Annotated in this window: 14 protein-coding genes; 13 read left to right on the top strand and 1 reads right to left on the bottom strand. The window is 60.0% G+C overall.

The window, feature by feature from the left end; all coding sequences use genetic code 11:
- Positions 1 to 197: 197 nt before the first annotated feature.
- Positions 198 to 1,217 carry a GntR family transcriptional regulator gene (locus tag FCU66_RS10965; protein ID WP_378977939.1) on the bottom strand — a complete coding sequence of 340 codons (1,020 nt, stop codon included), beginning with the start codon at positions 1,215 to 1,217 and terminating at the stop codon, positions 198 to 200.
- A gap of 618 nt (positions 1,218 to 1,835) precedes the next feature.
- Between FCU66_RS10965 and FCU66_RS10970 the strand changes: the two genes are divergently transcribed.
- The 13 genes from FCU66_RS10970 (at position 1,836) to FCU66_RS11030 (ending at position 14,780) form a co-directional block, all read left to right on the top strand.
- Complete coding sequence (locus FCU66_RS10970) at positions 1,836 to 2,912, top strand: ABC transporter ATP-binding protein (RefSeq protein WP_136619228.1); 1,077 nt, start codon at positions 1,836 to 1,838, stop codon at positions 2,910 to 2,912.
- A gap of 45 nt (positions 2,913 to 2,957) precedes the next feature.
- Positions 2,958 to 3,857, top strand: coding sequence for an ABC transporter permease (locus FCU66_RS10975; RefSeq protein ID WP_136619229.1), 900 nt, complete (start codon positions 2,958 to 2,960; stop codon positions 3,855 to 3,857).
- Between the two features lie 2 nt (positions 3,858 to 3,859).
- Complete coding sequence (locus FCU66_RS10980; protein ID WP_136619230.1) at positions 3,860 to 4,705, top strand: ABC transporter permease; 846 nt, start codon at positions 3,860 to 3,862, stop codon at positions 4,703 to 4,705.
- Entirely contained in the window at positions 4,702 to 5,448 is a 747-nt protein-coding gene (locus tag FCU66_RS10985) for an SDR family NAD(P)-dependent oxidoreductase (RefSeq protein WP_425462850.1), read from the top strand. The genes FCU66_RS10980 and FCU66_RS10985 overlap by 4 nt, the downstream gene beginning before the upstream one ends.
- Before the next feature lie 8 nt (positions 5,449 to 5,456).
- The gene (locus FCU66_RS10990; RefSeq protein ID WP_136619231.1) at positions 5,457 to 6,239 is read left to right on the top strand and encodes an SDR family NAD(P)-dependent oxidoreductase; all 783 of its coding nucleotides are present in this window, start codon (positions 5,457 to 5,459) and stop codon (positions 6,237 to 6,239) included.
- Between the two features lie 118 nt (positions 6,240 to 6,357).
- Positions 6,358 to 7,593 (top strand): ABC transporter substrate-binding protein, encoded by a 1,236-nt coding sequence (locus tag FCU66_RS10995; protein WP_136619232.1) that lies wholly within the window; start codon positions 6,358 to 6,360, stop codon positions 7,591 to 7,593.
- Positions 7,594 to 7,663: 70 nt separating this feature from the next.
- Positions 7,664 to 8,773: an ABC transporter ATP-binding protein gene (locus FCU66_RS11000; protein WP_136619233.1), complete on the top strand. Its 1,110-nt coding sequence runs from the start codon at positions 7,664 to 7,666 to the stop codon at positions 8,771 to 8,773.
- Positions 8,774 to 8,823: 50 nt separating this feature from the next.
- A complete protein-coding gene (locus FCU66_RS11005) occupies positions 8,824 to 9,705 on the top strand; it encodes a polysaccharide deacetylase family protein (RefSeq protein ID WP_136619234.1) in 882 nt (293 codons plus the stop codon).
- Between the two features lie 42 nt (positions 9,706 to 9,747).
- Positions 9,748 to 10,080 carry a hypothetical protein gene (locus FCU66_RS11010; protein ID WP_136619235.1) on the top strand — a complete coding sequence of 111 codons (333 nt, stop codon included), beginning with the start codon at positions 9,748 to 9,750 and terminating at the stop codon, positions 10,078 to 10,080.
- Positions 10,073 to 11,122: a CobW family GTP-binding protein gene (locus FCU66_RS11015; protein ID WP_136619236.1), complete on the top strand. Its 1,050-nt coding sequence runs from the start codon at positions 10,073 to 10,075 to the stop codon at positions 11,120 to 11,122. Before FCU66_RS11010 ends, FCU66_RS11015 begins: the two co-directional genes overlap by 8 nt.
- A 5-nt stretch (positions 11,123 to 11,127) precedes the next feature.
- Positions 11,128 to 12,348, top strand: a complete 1,221-nt coding sequence (locus tag FCU66_RS11020; RefSeq protein ID WP_136619237.1) for an ABC transporter substrate-binding protein — start codon at positions 11,128 to 11,130, stop codon at positions 12,346 to 12,348.
- Positions 12,349 to 12,375: 27 nt separating this feature from the next.
- Entirely contained in the window at positions 12,376 to 13,743 is a 1,368-nt protein-coding gene (locus tag FCU66_RS11025; protein WP_136619238.1) for an amidase, read from the top strand.
- Positions 13,744 to 13,811: 68 nt separating this feature from the next.
- Positions 13,812 to 14,780 carry a cyclase family protein gene (locus tag FCU66_RS11030; protein WP_136619239.1) on the top strand — a complete coding sequence of 323 codons (969 nt, stop codon included), beginning with the start codon at positions 13,812 to 13,814 and terminating at the stop codon, positions 14,778 to 14,780.
- The last annotated feature ends 62 nt before the right edge of the window (positions 14,781 to 14,842 follow it).

Raw genomic sequence — 14,842 nt, forward strand, 5'->3', positions numbered from 1 at the left:
ATCGAGTGGGAGTGAGAGGGCAGACCTGGGAAATTCGGCGAACGGCCATTTTAGTAGCGTTACCGCGATCTCGTTGATTGTCGGCGCTGCTGGGATCTCTGTGACGACACTGCCCTGCCATGAAACCGCCCGGTCTGGCATTGCGGGATAGTATCAGCGTGTTTGCTTGAGCGCACGGGACGATAATTGTGATCCGGCTACTCGACCCGCGTCAGGTAACCGGCGGTCACACTCGGGCCTGGAATGATCGCGACGATTTTCATCTGGGCAATCATGCGTTTCATCGCGGCGTCGAGATGTGTTTCCAGCATCGCGGCCGCGGCTGTCACGGCACCGCGGATGAGAAGCTCCACAATCAGGCGCAGTTCGGTGATGACCGTCGGATCGCCGGGAAGCCCGAGCTTGCGCAGCAGCCGCTCGGAAGCGCCAACGGGAAGCAGGTTGTTGCGGATGAGCTCGCGCAGTTGCTCGTTCTCCGTGGTCAGTATGCAGGTTTCGATCAGTCGCGTTTGAAGCTCCTCGATATTCTTGAGGTGATCGGTGGTATCCAGTTCCTCAAGGGTCACAAGCTGGCTAAAAAGTTTCGTCAGCCTGTCGCGGTCAATGAGCGGTGCACCCGCCAGCAGCGACGACGGCTCCAGCATGCGGCGGAGCGCAAAGTGATCCTTGATCGTCTGGGCGGTCAGCGGGCCGGCCATCCAATGGGAACTCTGGTTCTTGCGCACAAGGCCACGTTCCTGCAGGCGGCTGAGGACGTCTCGCACCACAGTGCGGCTGACATTGAAGTGATTGGCGATTTCTATCTCGATGATCCGGTACTTGCCGAACACGACGCAGCCGGCAACGTCGGCTTCGACCGTGTTGTAGATGCGCTCCCAGGACGAGCGGCTTTGAAGCGCTTCATCGGCATGCTGCAGAACGACAAGGCCGAGCGACTTTATGTCGGTGCGATTGGGCACGATATCGCGACCTTGCGGGCCGACAAGAAACCCTCTGCCCTTGAAGCGGTGGACAAGGCCTTCGGCTTCGAGACGCAGAAGCGCGCGCTGAACGGGAGCCCGAGAGGTCTGCAGAATTTCTGCGATCGGTCCTTCGAGAAGAACCAGCCCGTGAGGAAGCAACCCGTCTTTAATATTGTTGCGCAGCACATCTTCGGCAATTTCGTAGCGCCGCTGCGTGTTCTGGCCTGCATTGCTGCGTGTCATGGCGAGAGGCATTCTCCGTCTTTGACCCTGATGAGGACAGGAAACTGGATGTCTGTGTGTACGCTATTTTGCGAACGTTTCACATCGACAAATAATGACTTTTGCATACAAAATCTGAAAAGTTGGACCGGCAGCACTGGAATTTTCGGCGCGCGTATAGTTGGCATGGCGCTTGCTTTGAACCCATGGCGATCAGCGAATCTGCGCTAGAGAGTGGATTCGTGCCGTAAATTTAGGCTCTGTTTGCTCCAAACAGGCAGCGTTTTCGCATTGCCTAGGCATAAGCTGTTACTTTGTTACAAGCCCATTGCACATTTCGACAGGGCGAAAGCGTTTGTGAAATGTCGATGCAGGCGCCAGCGCCGGTCAGCTATTTGACTCGATGCGCTCAAAATAGCGAAATGCTAAAAAGCCTATTGAATACAAAAATCATTTATGCCATAAATTTTGAAGCGGATGCCGCAAGAAGCATCCCGAGGTGGATGACCACAACCACAAGAAACGGATTGCTTCGATGCGCGCAGATCAGGCGCGCAACCGCTATCGGCTTGTCCGTTCGCGGAAACGTTTCCGCAGCACCACGCGGCGACGTAAGCGACAGTTTACTTGCGAGAAACCGGCAGGGAAATCGTGGCGGCAGTTTTGCAGCTCTCTCAGGTGACAAAGGCTTACGGCGCGCTGCGGGCGCTCGACGGCATCGATATCTCGCTGCCGGACAATGCCTACATCTCGCTTCTCGGTCCGAGTGGATCGGGCAAGACGATCCTGTTGCGCGTGATTGCCGGCTTCGAGGCTCCCGATAGCGGCAGCATCCTTTTCAAGGGCGAACGCGTCGAAGCGGTTCCGCCGCATCGCCGCAACATCGGCTTCGTGTTCCAGAATTTCGCTCTGTTCCCGCATCTGTCCGTCGCAAGGAACATAGCTTTCGGCCTGGAGAACCGGGAATTGAATCCAATCACGGATTCGGCCGTCGTTCGCGCCAAGGTCAAGGATATCGTCGCTCTCGTCGGTCTGACCGGTCTTGAAGACCGAGGCGTCGCGCAGATTTCAGGCGGCCAGCGTCAGCGCGTGGCGCTGGCCCGAACATTGATAACCGAGCCGTCGCTGGTCCTGCTGGATGAGCCGCTTGGCGCGCTCGATGCCAATTTGCGCACGCGCATGCGCGCCGAGCTGCGGGCGATCCGCGAGCGCTGCGGCGTAACGTTTCTGCATGTGACCGGCAGCGAGACCGAGGCACTGGCAATGGGTGACACCGTTCTCGTGCTGGATCGTGGGCGCATCGCGCAGGCTGACGACGCCGACACTGTCTACAACCGGCCGCGATCGGCGGCCGTGGCAAGATTTCTCAATTGCTACAATCTCTTCGAGGGGCAGCTCTCGAAGGATGATTTCGTCAGTCCGGTGGGAAAATTTCCGTTGCAGGGTCAGCAGGCTGATGCGCGCGGTCAGCCAGCCTATGCCATCCGTTACGATCGAATCTCAATCAGGCCGCTCGTAGCCTCCGTTACAGCAGAGGAAGTCCGCATCGAGGGTACGTTCATTGCCGACGAATATTCAGGCGCGGCCATCAACTCCTTTTTCTCGCTCGATGACGGGCGCGTGATCGAGGTCGAGTCTCATCTCAGCCAGGCGGCGCCGCAGGCCTGCGTGCCGCACGGCCGCTACGCCCTCGTTTGGAAACGCCAGAATGCACTTGTCTATGCATGAATCGCGCTTGGGCCATGCTTTTGCCAGCGGAATGGAGATTGAACGATGGCGATGACTGCCGCCACGGCTGAAGCCGCGTCCGCCGACCGGTCCGCGAAGAAAATGCCCGACAGGACGTTTTGGCTGCTTGCGCCTGGCGTGATCTGGATGGTTCTTTTCCTCGTCGTGCCGATCCTGATGATGGTCTACGTCTCGTTCTGGACGCAGACCACATTTGCGATAACGCCGACGCTGACGATCAAGAGCTGGGTGACGTTTTTCTCCAGCGACACCTATCTTAGCGCGCTTTGGACGACAATTCGCATCTGGCTCATCGTCCTGGCGGCAACCCTGATCGTCGGATATCCGGCTGCCCTTTTTGTCGGGCTGTTCGTGCGCAACAAGACCCTGCAGACGGTGCTCTTGGTGCTCTGCGTCATTCCGTTCTGGACATCGTTTCTGATCCGCGTTCTCGCCTGGCGTCCCATGCTCGGCAAGGAGGGCGCGATCAACCTCATTCTTCAGGGTGTCGGCCTGATAAACAAGCCGATAGAGGTGCTGCTGTTTTCCGAGCTGTCCGTCATCATTGGCATGACGCAGATTTATTGCGTGTTCATGGTCGGGCCGATCGCCTTCATGATGGGCCGCATCGACCAAAGCGTCATTGAAGCCGCACAGGATCTCGGTGCCGGCTTCTGGCGGATTTTCCGCACCATCATCCTACCGTTGTCGATGCCAGGCGTCGTGGTCGGCGCGATCTTCGTGTCGGTGATGGTGCTTGGCGAATTCGCGACATCCGCGGCCCTGTCCGGTCGCAAGGTCAATCTTCTGGGCAATATCATCGTGACACAGGTCGGATCGCTGAAATGGGCATTTGCCGCGGTCGCGGGCGTGATCCTGACCATTCTGATGGGCATCGTCGTCGCTGCGCTGCTGCGTGTGGTCGATCTCAGGAAGGAGCTCTGATCATGCAGGCAAGCGGCACAAAGCTGGCTCTTGGCATCTATACGGCACTGTTTCTCGTGTTTCTCTATGGCCCGATGGTGGTTCTCGCCATCCTGTCCTTCCAGACGGGGCCGGAGGGCGGCCCGCAGTTTCCGATCATCGAATGGTCGATCTACTGGTACAAGCATCTTTTCGGCATGACACCGCCGACGCGCATCGCACCGCTACCGATTGAGGAGGCGCTCGTCCGCTCGCTCGTCCTGGCGGTGATGACGATGATCGTCTCGACCGTTCTCGGGGTTACCTCGGCACAGGCATTCCGCAAGAAATTCACCGGCTCCGGTTTTGCTTTCTACCTGATCGTACTCGGCATGATGGTCCCCGGTGTCCTTGTCGGGCTTGGCATGGCGCTGATCGCCAATGCATTGGGTATCGACCGGCACTGGTGGGGAACGACCTTCGTCCTTCATGTCGTCTACACCTATCCCTTCGCGTTCCTCGTGATGCTGGCAATCCTCAACCGCTTCGACCAGAGCGTCGAGGAGGCCTCCTGGTCGCTTGGCGTGTCGCCTGTGAAAACGTTCCGCAAGGTGACGTTTCCGCTGATTTTTCCGGGCGTCCTCTCGGCCATGCTGTTCGCCTTCACGCTGTCCTACGATGAGTTTTCGCGCACCCTGTTTGCGTCCGGCCGTGACCTGACGCTGCCGCTTGCAATCTACGGAACGTTCTCGGTGGAGGTCCATCCGAACGTCTTTGCGTTCGGGGTGCTGACGACGCTGTTTTCCTTCGCACTGCTCGGAACCTATGCGGTGCTGATGATGCTGTCGATCCGCCGCGCCCGCCGTGTCGCGATCCAGGAGGAGGCATGATGCCCGGCGGGATATCGAGCGCAATCGTCACCGGCGCCGGTTCCGGTATTGGCAGGGCAATAGCCATCCGGCTCGCCGCCGATGGCTATGCCGTCCTGGTCAACGACCTCAATCTCGAGCGCGCGCAGGCCGTGGTCGCGGAAATTGCCGGCTCTGGCGGAAAGGCTGTCGCAGCCGCCGGCGACGTCTCGTCCCAAGAGGACGCAAAGGCCATCCATGCGGCGGCTGTCGCGGCCTTCGGCGACACGGATCTGCTGATCAACAATGCCGGCATCGTGCATCAGTCGCTGTTTGAAAATCTCGAGATAGAGGATTTCGATCGGATGTTTGCGGTGCATGTCCGCGGAACCTTCCTGATGACGAAGATGGTTCTGCCGGCGATGCTGAGGGCTGGCAAGGGCGCCGTCATCAATGTCGCGTCGCAGCTTGGCCAGATCGGCGGCGTCGAGCTTTCGCATTACGCGGCCGCCAAATCGGCGATCATCGGCATGACCAAGTCGCTGGCCCGAGAGGTGTCGAGCCGCGGCGTGCGCGTCAATGCGGTTGCGCCTGGGCCCATCAACACACCGCTCGTTCGGGAACTGTCGCAGGAATGGCGCACTCGCAAGGCATCCGAGCTGCCGCTTGGCCGTTTCGGCGAGCCTGAGGAAGTGGCGGCAACCGTCGCCTTTCTCGCTTCGCCGCAGGCCAGCCTGTTTGTCGGACAGACGCTCGGTCCGAATTCCGGCGATGTGATGCTGTGAGCGAGGACATGACGACCATGACTGACACGCCGCTTTCTTCCCGTGTCGTTCTCATCACCGGTGCCGGCATCGGCATCGGGCAGGCGACAGCCAAGGCCTTTGCAGTGCTTGGCGACCATGTCGTCGTCACCGATGTGCTGGAGCGCGAGGGCAACGACACGGTCGAGGCCATCCGGATGGCTGGCGGGTCAGCTGAGTTCCATTTTCTGGACGTGCGCTCGACGTCCGCCGTCGATGCGCTGGTCGCCGACGTGGAGGCGCGTTTGGGTCGGATCGATGTGATCGTTGCCAATGCCGGCATCGCCCACAGGGCGCCGGTCGAAACGCTTGATGACGACAAGTGGGACCTGACGTTCGATATCGATCTGAAGGGCATTTTCCGCGTTGCGCGTGCCGCAGTTCCCGGAATGAAGGCGCGCAAATCCGGCGCTATCGTCGCGCTCTCCTCGATCATGGGGACGTCCTATGGCTGGGACGAACATGTGCACTATTCCGCCGCCAAGGCTGGCGTCGTCGGCCTGGTGCGCGGCCTTGCCGTGGAGCTCGCCCGTGACGGCATCCGCGTCAACGGCATGGCGCCTGGCTATATCCGCACCGCCCAGCTTCTGTCGGAGGAAAATTCGCTGGGGGCGGCGGGCGCCGAAGCCGCCGGCGCCTTCATTCCAATGGGGCGCATCGGCGAACCCGAGGAAATCGCCGACGTGATCACATTCCTCGCATCACGCGGCGCGAGATACATGACCGGCCAGACGCTGGTCGTGGATGGCGGCCTCCTTGTAGGCCGGTACTAGCACACGACGTCCTCCGAAAACCCTCGACAGATTTTCGGAATTATTACGCCAGAACAACGGATTAGGGCATCCACAAGGGGATGCTCCGGGGAACACAAGAACAACTGGAGACAAAGCAATGTCAGTTTCGTCAGAAATCAATCGTCGTTCACTGTTGAAGCGTTCCGCGGGCGCCATGGCGCTTGCGATGGGAGGCGGCACGCATTTCCTGTCTTCCAGCGCCGCTTACGCGCAAAGCACAGCACTTGCATCAGAACAGCTGCGCACCATCGGTCTTTCGGTGACCGTTCAGGAACGCATCCTAGCCGACTTCAAGACGGCAAGCGGTGTCGGCACGACCTCGGGCACGGCGGCAACCTTTCCGGATGCGCAGACCAAGATCCTGTCCGGTTCCAAGGACTATGACGTTTGGGAAACCATTGGCGAGCGCCTGCCGTCCGTCGTCATGACAGACAATGCCGATCCGATCGCGACCTCGGCGCTGAAGAACTGGTCGAACATCCGCGACATCTTCAAGAAGCCCGATCCGAAGTGGCCTGCCTCGGCGCAGATCGTAGGCCAGATCTGGACGGACGAAACACAGACGGCGTTGTGGATGGTGCCTTCTGTCTTCAACTTCGATTCCGTTGGCTACAATCCGGAGATCGTTTCCGAAGAAGAAGCAAACAGCTGGACGGCGATTTTCGATTCCAAGTGGAAGGGCAAGTCCGGCCTCAATACGGATCCGTTGACGGCTTTCGGCCAGGCCGTGATGGCGATGAACACGCTTGGCCTCTCGGATGTGAAGAACCCGGGCAATGCATCGGCGGCCGAGATCGACGAAGCCGCGAAATTCCTGATTTCCAAGAAGAAGGATGGCCAGTTCCGCGCGCTTTGGGGCGATTTCGGCGAACTCGTCAACTTCCTCGCCTCTGGTGAAATCGTCGTGTGCGACGCCTGGCAGCCTGCCGTCATGGCCGTCAAGGCTCAAGGCAAGGCGTGCAAATACGCGATCCCCAAGGAAGGCTATCGCGGCTGGTCGATCGGCAACACCATGCTGAAGGGCACGCCCAACAAGGCCGCTGTCGAAGCCTACGCCGATTACTGGTTGTCGGGTCCTCCGGGCATCACTGTTTCCGAGCAGGGCTACTATTCGCCGACGACCAACATCAAGGAGGTCATGTCGCCGGAAAAATATGCCTTCTGGTATGAAGGCAAACCTTGGGTCGGCGCTGCAGAGCGCGGCATCAAGGAAGGCGATCTGCGTGATGGCGGTTCACTCGAAACACGCGCCGCCAACGTCGCTTACTGGCACCAATGGCCGGAAGAATATGATCACCTGGTGCAGAAGTGGGATGAATTCCTGAGCGCCTGATGTCTGACGGGGCGGGCGGGCGATCAGCCTTGCTTGCCCGCCCCACACCCTTTTCTGCGAAGTGAGTGCGATGATTTACGATCTCGAACTGTACAAGATCGGCAAGGTTTACGACAACGGCACGCCAGCCGTGATCGACTTCAACCTGTCCGTCAGCAAGGGCGAGTTCATCGCATTCCTCGGCCCGTCGGGCTGCGGCAAGACAACGACCCTGCGAATGATCGCCGGGTTCGAAAGCATTTCCTCCGGCAACATGATGGTCAAGGGCGTTCGCATCAACGATATGCGACCCGCTGACCGCCCGACATCGATGATCTTTCAGAACTACGCCCTGTTTCCGCACATGACGGTCCGCCGCAATGTCGGCTATGGCCTCGAGGTCAAGGGGATGGCGAAGGCCGAGCGTGACGCCAAGGTCGATCGCATGCTGTCGACGCTTGGCCTGGACGATGTCGCCGAGAAAAAACCCGACAGGCTTTCCGGCGGCCAGCGCCAGCGCATCGCACTTGCCCGCGGCCTGGTGGTTGAGCCCGATATTCTCCTTCTGGACGAACCGCTGGGCGCGCTCGATGCCAATCTGCGCAAAGCCATCCAGAACGAATTGAAGCTGCTGCAAAGAACGCTTGGCATCACCTTCGTGTTCGTGACGCATGCGCAGTCGGAAGCACTGGCGCTCTCCGATCGCGTCGTGGTGATGAACCAGGGCCGGGTCGAACAGATCAGCCCGCCCCATCAGCTTTATACACGCCCCAACACCCCGTTTGTTGCCCGGTTTATCGGCCGCAACACGATCTTCGATGGCGCGGTCAGGGGCATTGAAGACGGACGCATCATCGTCGACACGCCACTTGGAACGCTTGCCGGCGGCGCCAATGGCGACATGAGCGCTGGTGCCGCCGTCAATGTCGTCATTCCAGCCGAAGCCATGGAGGTTCATACGCTGAGCAGCGCCACGCGCGCCGCGATCTCAAGGCAGTCCGGCGGCAATGTCATAGACGCCAAGATCCGCCGCTTCGATGTCGTCGGCCACATTTCCCATCTTTCGGTCGAGTTGCCGGATGGGCGGGCGATCGCGCTCGAGGCGCATATCGACAAATATCCGCCTGGCGTCTTTGCCGCGGGATCGGACATCCTGCTTGCCTGGAACCCTGGTCAGGCAACGGTCATCCCGGCGAACTGAAAAACATCGAGCCCATAAAACGGACCGGAAAACCCCAAGGAGAAAATGACATGGCAAAGGAAATTCTGTGCAGCTTTGGCGTCGATGTCGATGCCGTGGCCGGATGGCTCGGGTCTTATGGCGGCGAGGATTCGCCGGACGATATTTCACGCGGCCTGTTTGCCGGCGAAGTCGGCAGCATGCGCCTTTTGAAACTGTTCGAACGGTTCGGCATCAAGACCACATGGTTCATTCCCGGTCACTCGATCGAGACGTTTCCGGAGCAGATGCAGGCGGTGGCGGACGCGGGCCATGAAATCGGTATTCATGGCTACACCCACGAAAACCCGATCGCGATGACGCGCGAACAGGAGGTCGAGGTTCTCGACAAGTGCATCGAGCTGGTGACGAAACTGTCCGGCAAGCGCCCGACCGGCTATGTGGCGCCATGGTGGGAGTTTTCGACCGTCACCAACGAATTGCTGCTGGAACGCGGCATCAAGTACGACCACTCGCTGATGCACAATGATTTCACACCGTATTACGTGCGTGTCGGCGACAGCTGGACCAAGATCGACTATTCCAAAAAGCCCGCCGACTGGATGGTGCCGCTGAAGCGCGGCCACGAAACGGACCTGATCGAAATCCCGGCATCCTGGTATCTCGACGATCTGCCGCCGATGATGTTCATCAAGAAGTCACCCAACAGTCACGGCTTCGTCAATCCGCGCGATATCGAGGACATGTGGAAGGCTCAGTTCGACTGGGTCTACCGGGAGATGGACTACGCGGTCTTCCCGATCACCATCCATCCCGATGTCGCCGGCAGGCCACAGGTTCTGATGATGCTGGAACGGCTCTACGCCCATATCAGCAGTCATCCCGGCGTCAAATTCGTTACGATGAACGAGATCGCCGATGATTTCGCCAAGCGCTTTCCGCGTCGGAAATAAGGTCGATAATGCCGGCGCTTTGTCCGTCATGAGGTCGTTGTCATGTGTTCGCTGTGCGGAATTCTGGGAAGCAATGAGCACTGGGCCGATGCGGTGGCGCGTCCGGGCGTGTTTACACGCAACGCCGAGCGTGTCGACCGCCGCCGGGAGCGGGCGAAGCGCGTCCGTATCGCTGGCCGTATTCTCACCGAGTTCGGCATGTCCCTGTCGGACTGGCAGGGCAGTTCGTTCCTTCTGTCGACCAGCACGGGCAAGACGGAGATGGTCGAGGATCTTGGACATCTGTGGCCGCTGGCGGAAAAGATATCCGGCCGCGTCTGCGATCCACTGTCCCATTCGCTGATCGAGAAGCTGGAGGGCGGCGGCGATGCCTGATGCTTTCCCCGACTTCACGCCGGTCAACCTGCTGACCGGGTTTCTGGGCTCCGGCAAGACCACGCTTCTGCGCCGTCTGCTGCAGGATCCGGCGCTCTCCGATACGGCGGTGCTGATCAACGAGTTCGGCGAAGTCGGCCTCGACCATCATCTGCTGGAGCGGATCGATGACACCATGGTGCTGCTGCAATCGGGCTGCGTGTGCTGCACCATCCGGGGCGAACTGGCGCAGGCGATGCGCGATCTGCAGTCAAAGCGCGAGCGCGGCATCGTCCCGCCCTTCCGGCGGCTGATCATGGAAAGCACCGGGCTTGCCGATCCGTTCCCGGTTCTGTCTACTCTCAAATCCGATCCTGTACTGCGCCATCATTTCAAGGCGGCAAATGTGATCACCACCCTCGATGCGGTGAATGGCCTGGTCCAGCTCGAAAGCCATGGCGAATCGGTGCGGCAAGCGGCAATCGCCGATGCGATCGTGTTGACCAAGACCGATCTGACCGATGAGCCGGCGATCGCCCGGCTGATGCAGCGCGTGCGCCGGATCAATCCGGACGCCCCCTTTGTCGACGCGCAAGGCGATCACTTCGATGTCGATCGTCTGCTGAGCGGAGCATCGGGTTCGGGTGAGGGCGCGCCCTCAAAGGGTGGCTTTTATTGCGAGGAGCCGGTGTCCGCCATTGGCGAAGCGGGCAGCGCCCATCAAAAGCCGGTGCATTCCTTCGTCATGATCATCGACGCTCGTATCGACTGGACCGCCTTCGGACTGTGGTTGACCATGCTGCTCAACCGGCACGGCGACAAGGTTCTGCGGGTCAAGGGCATTCTCAATATCGAGGGAGAGGACAACCCCGTCGCCATTCACGGCGTCCAGCATCTCGTCCATACCCCTGTTCACATGACGGGCTGGCCATCGGATGATCGCCGTTCCCGCATCGTTTTCATTGTTGACGGACTGGATGCCGATTTGATCCGACGCTCTTTTTCTGCCTTCAACCGGCTCGGGCTGCCACAGCCTGCAGTGAAGATCACCGAGACCGCGTAGAGGACATGAACAAGCACAACAAGCCATCGACACTGTCGTCGCCTGCAGTTCACACGCAGGGTCGGCCGAAGCTTCGCATTCTCGGCACCGCAATTTCCCTGCTGGAGGAGCTACGACTCGGCGCCGAGCGCGATCTCGGCATGGATATCGAATTCGACAACCAGGATTTCATGACGGCGCAGCACAAGGCGGCGCTGGAACCGGACACCTATGATATTTACGACCAGTGTTTTCACAATCTCGATATCGTCTGGTACTGGCGGGCGGTGCAGCCGATCGATATCGATCGGATCGGCCTCTGGGATGAAATCACCGATCTGACCAAGACGGGGCGCATCGGTCCGAACGCGCGGATCGGCCAGGGCGATGCGCCGGTCACCAAGCTTTTCGTACAACCGAACCTTGCCCTGGACGAAAAACCGTCGCGCTGGATTTCCATGCTGCCGACGACCCACAATTTCGACAGCTTTGCCTACAGTCCCGAGGTCATAAACAAAAACTCTGCGCGGATGACCTCGTGGGCAGCGCTGCTGGACGAGGAATTTCACGGGCATGCGGCGCTGGTCAACGAGCCGGCGATCGGCATTTTCGACGCGGCGCTCGCAGCCCAGGCGGCGGGCCTGATGACCTTCAAAAATCTCGGCAACATGTCGGTCGAGGAAATCGACAGACTGATGGATATTCTGGAGGCGCGCAAGAAATCCGGATTCTTCAAAGGGTTCTGGAGGTCCGCCGAAGATGCCGCCGATCTGATGACCTGCGGTGACGCCGTCATCGAAAGCATGTGGTCGCTCGGCATCAGCAAGCTGGACCTGCGCGGCGTTCCCGTGGAGCTGGCAAATCCGGTGGAGGGCTACCGCGCGTGGCACGGCGGGCTATGCCTGTCCAAGCGGCTGAACGGACGCATGCTGGACGCGGCTTACGAGTATCTGAACTGGTGGCTGTCGGGATGGCCAGGCGCCGTGGTTGCGCGCCAGGGCTATTACATGTCGACGCCCGAACGGTCCCGGGCGCACATGACGCCTGCCGAATGGGACTACTGGTACCAGGGATTGCCGGCGGCGAACGACCTTCCGGGGCCGGATGGATTGCTTCGGGTCAAGGCGGGAACGGTCAGAAGCGGCGGCTCTTACTGGCAACGTGCCAATTCCATTGCCGTCTGGAACACCACCATGGATGAACACAATTATCTCGTGCGCCGCTGGATGCAATTTGTCGCGGCCTGAGAACGCCTCGGAAAAGGAAGCATAGCCATCACAAAAAAACTGAATTCCCTGTCTGTTGCCCAACTCTCGGTGGTGATCCAGTCCGGTTCGGTTGACCCGGTCGAGGTCGCCGAGGCGACGTTCGACGCAATTGCCGCCCATGCCGATCCGGCCGTTTTCATCAGCCTGTTACGCGACCGGGCAATGAGCGAGGCGGGTGCTGCCTCACGCCGGATCAGGGATGGCCGCTCACTTGGCCTTCTCGATGGCATTCCGGTTGCCTGGAAGGACCTGTTCGACATCACCGGCCTGGCAACGACGGCGGGCTCCAAGGTTCTTGCCCATGACGCGCCGGCACTCGAGGATGCCGATGTTGTCTCGCATTTGAAGGCGGCCGGCATGGTTGCCACCGGCCGCGTCAATATGAGCGAGTTTGCATTTTCCGGGCTCGGTATCAATCCCCACTACGGCACACCGAAGAACCCCAGAAGTACGGATGTGCCGCGTATTCCGGGTGGCTCCTCGTCGGGCTCTGGCGTTGCTGTCGCGGCCGGTCTGGTTCCGGTCTCGATCGGAACCGACACTGGCGGCTCCGTGCGCATCCCTGCCGCCTTCAACGGGATTGTCGGATACAAGGCCACCCGCGGGCGCTATTCGATGCGCGGCGTCTTTCCGCTGGCGCAGAGCCTCGATGCGCTGGGGCCGCTCTGCCGCACGGTGCAGGATGCGGTCTGGATCGATGCCGCCATGCGCAGCTTGTCGGCACCCTCGATAGGTCGCGGCTCCCTCCAGGGCCTGACCATCGTGATCCCGCAGAACGTGGTGTTCGACGATGTCCAGCCCGGCGTGTCGGACGCTTTCGAGGCGGCAATCACACGCCTTGCCAAGGCAGGCGTCAAGATCGTGCGGTTTGCCATCCCCGCCTTCAACGAGATTCTGGATCTGACCGCGCGGCATGGCGCGCTGGTGACGGCGGAAGCCTATGCCCTGCATCAGAGCCGGCTTTCCGGCCCGGAGGCCGCCGACATGGATCCGCGCGTGGTGACACGGACGCGGCTCGGCGCCAAGATTACGCTTGTCGACTATCTCACGATCATCAATGCGCGCACCCGGCTGATCGGGGAGGTCGCTGGACTTGTGGACGCCGGGGCGCTGATCGCCTTTCCAACCGTCGTCCATGTGGCCCCGCCCATCGAGCCGTTGAAAACCGATGACGACCTGTTCGTCAAAACCAACATGCGCACTTTGCGCAATACGCTGCTCGGCAATTTCCTCGACTGGTGCGGCGTTTCCATACCTTGCGGCACGGGCGAGGCCGGCATGCCTGTCGGCTTCCTGCTGTCGGCGCTGCCGGCGCGCGACGAGCAGCTGCTGTCGGCAGCACTTTGTGCCGAAGCGGTCATTCGCGGCCAATAGCGCTGCCGCCCAGATGAATATGGAAGCCTTTGGTCGGGTTTCCCAATCGAAGAACAAGGAGAACAGCAATGTGCATGGCGTGTTACGTCGACGAGGCAATGAAGAGCAAGATCATTGCCTACAATGCCGAATTCCATAAGGTCACCAAGAGCCCTTACGGCAGCGACGACGAGATCGGCATGCTGAACCTCATCGATGCCAAGTCCCGCTCGGCCATCATGAGCCGCACCGATCCATCCAAGGTTTTCGATCTGTCAGTGGATCATTTCATCGGCATGCCCGGCTGGTTCGGTGCCGGCGATCAACCCTATCAGATCTGGATGACGCACACGCCGCAGGGTGAGATCGTTGCCAACGCGATGGGCGTCACCCCCGAAGCCAACAAGCTCGTCGGTTATTCCGGCGATGCGATATCGATGTACACCCATTGTGGGACCCACATCGATACCTTCAATCATTTCGGCTACAATGGCGAGATATTCAACGGCTTTACCGCGCGCGACCATCTCGGCAGCCGCGCCTGGCAAAAATGCGGACCGGAAAAATATCCGCCGATTTTTGCGCGCGGCATTCTGCTGGATGTCGCGGCTCTGCACGGCGTCGATACGTTGCCGCCAAGCCATCCGATCGGCAAGGCCGATATCGAGGGTTGCCTGAAGAAGCAGGGCCTGTCGATCAGGCCTGGTGATGTCGTCCTGCTTCGCACGGGTCAAATGCTGCTATGGCCCGACAAGGCGTTCGCCAGCAACACGCCCGGGCTCAATCGCGAAGGCGCCGAATATCTCGCCAAGCACGGCGTGATCATGATCGGCGCCGACAATCTGACACTGGAACAGACACCTTCGGCACATCAGGAGAATTTCTTCCCCGTTCACACCTATCTTCTGGCCGAAGCCGGCGTTCCCATCTTGGAAATGGCCCAGCTGGAGGAACTGGCGGCGGAAAAGGTCTATGAGTTTGCCTTTTTCGGTGCCTGCATCAAGCTGCGCGGCGCCACGGGAACGCCGATGCGGCCGGTGGCGATGCCGCTTCGATAAATTGCGTGCACGCCCGCGAAACTGCGCGCTTGCAAGCAAGTATTAGCGGCTGTTCGATCGAC

This window comes from Mesorhizobium norvegicum (assembly GCF_004919685.1).
GTDB lineage: Bacteria > Pseudomonadota > Alphaproteobacteria > Rhizobiales > Rhizobiaceae > Mesorhizobium > Mesorhizobium norvegicum.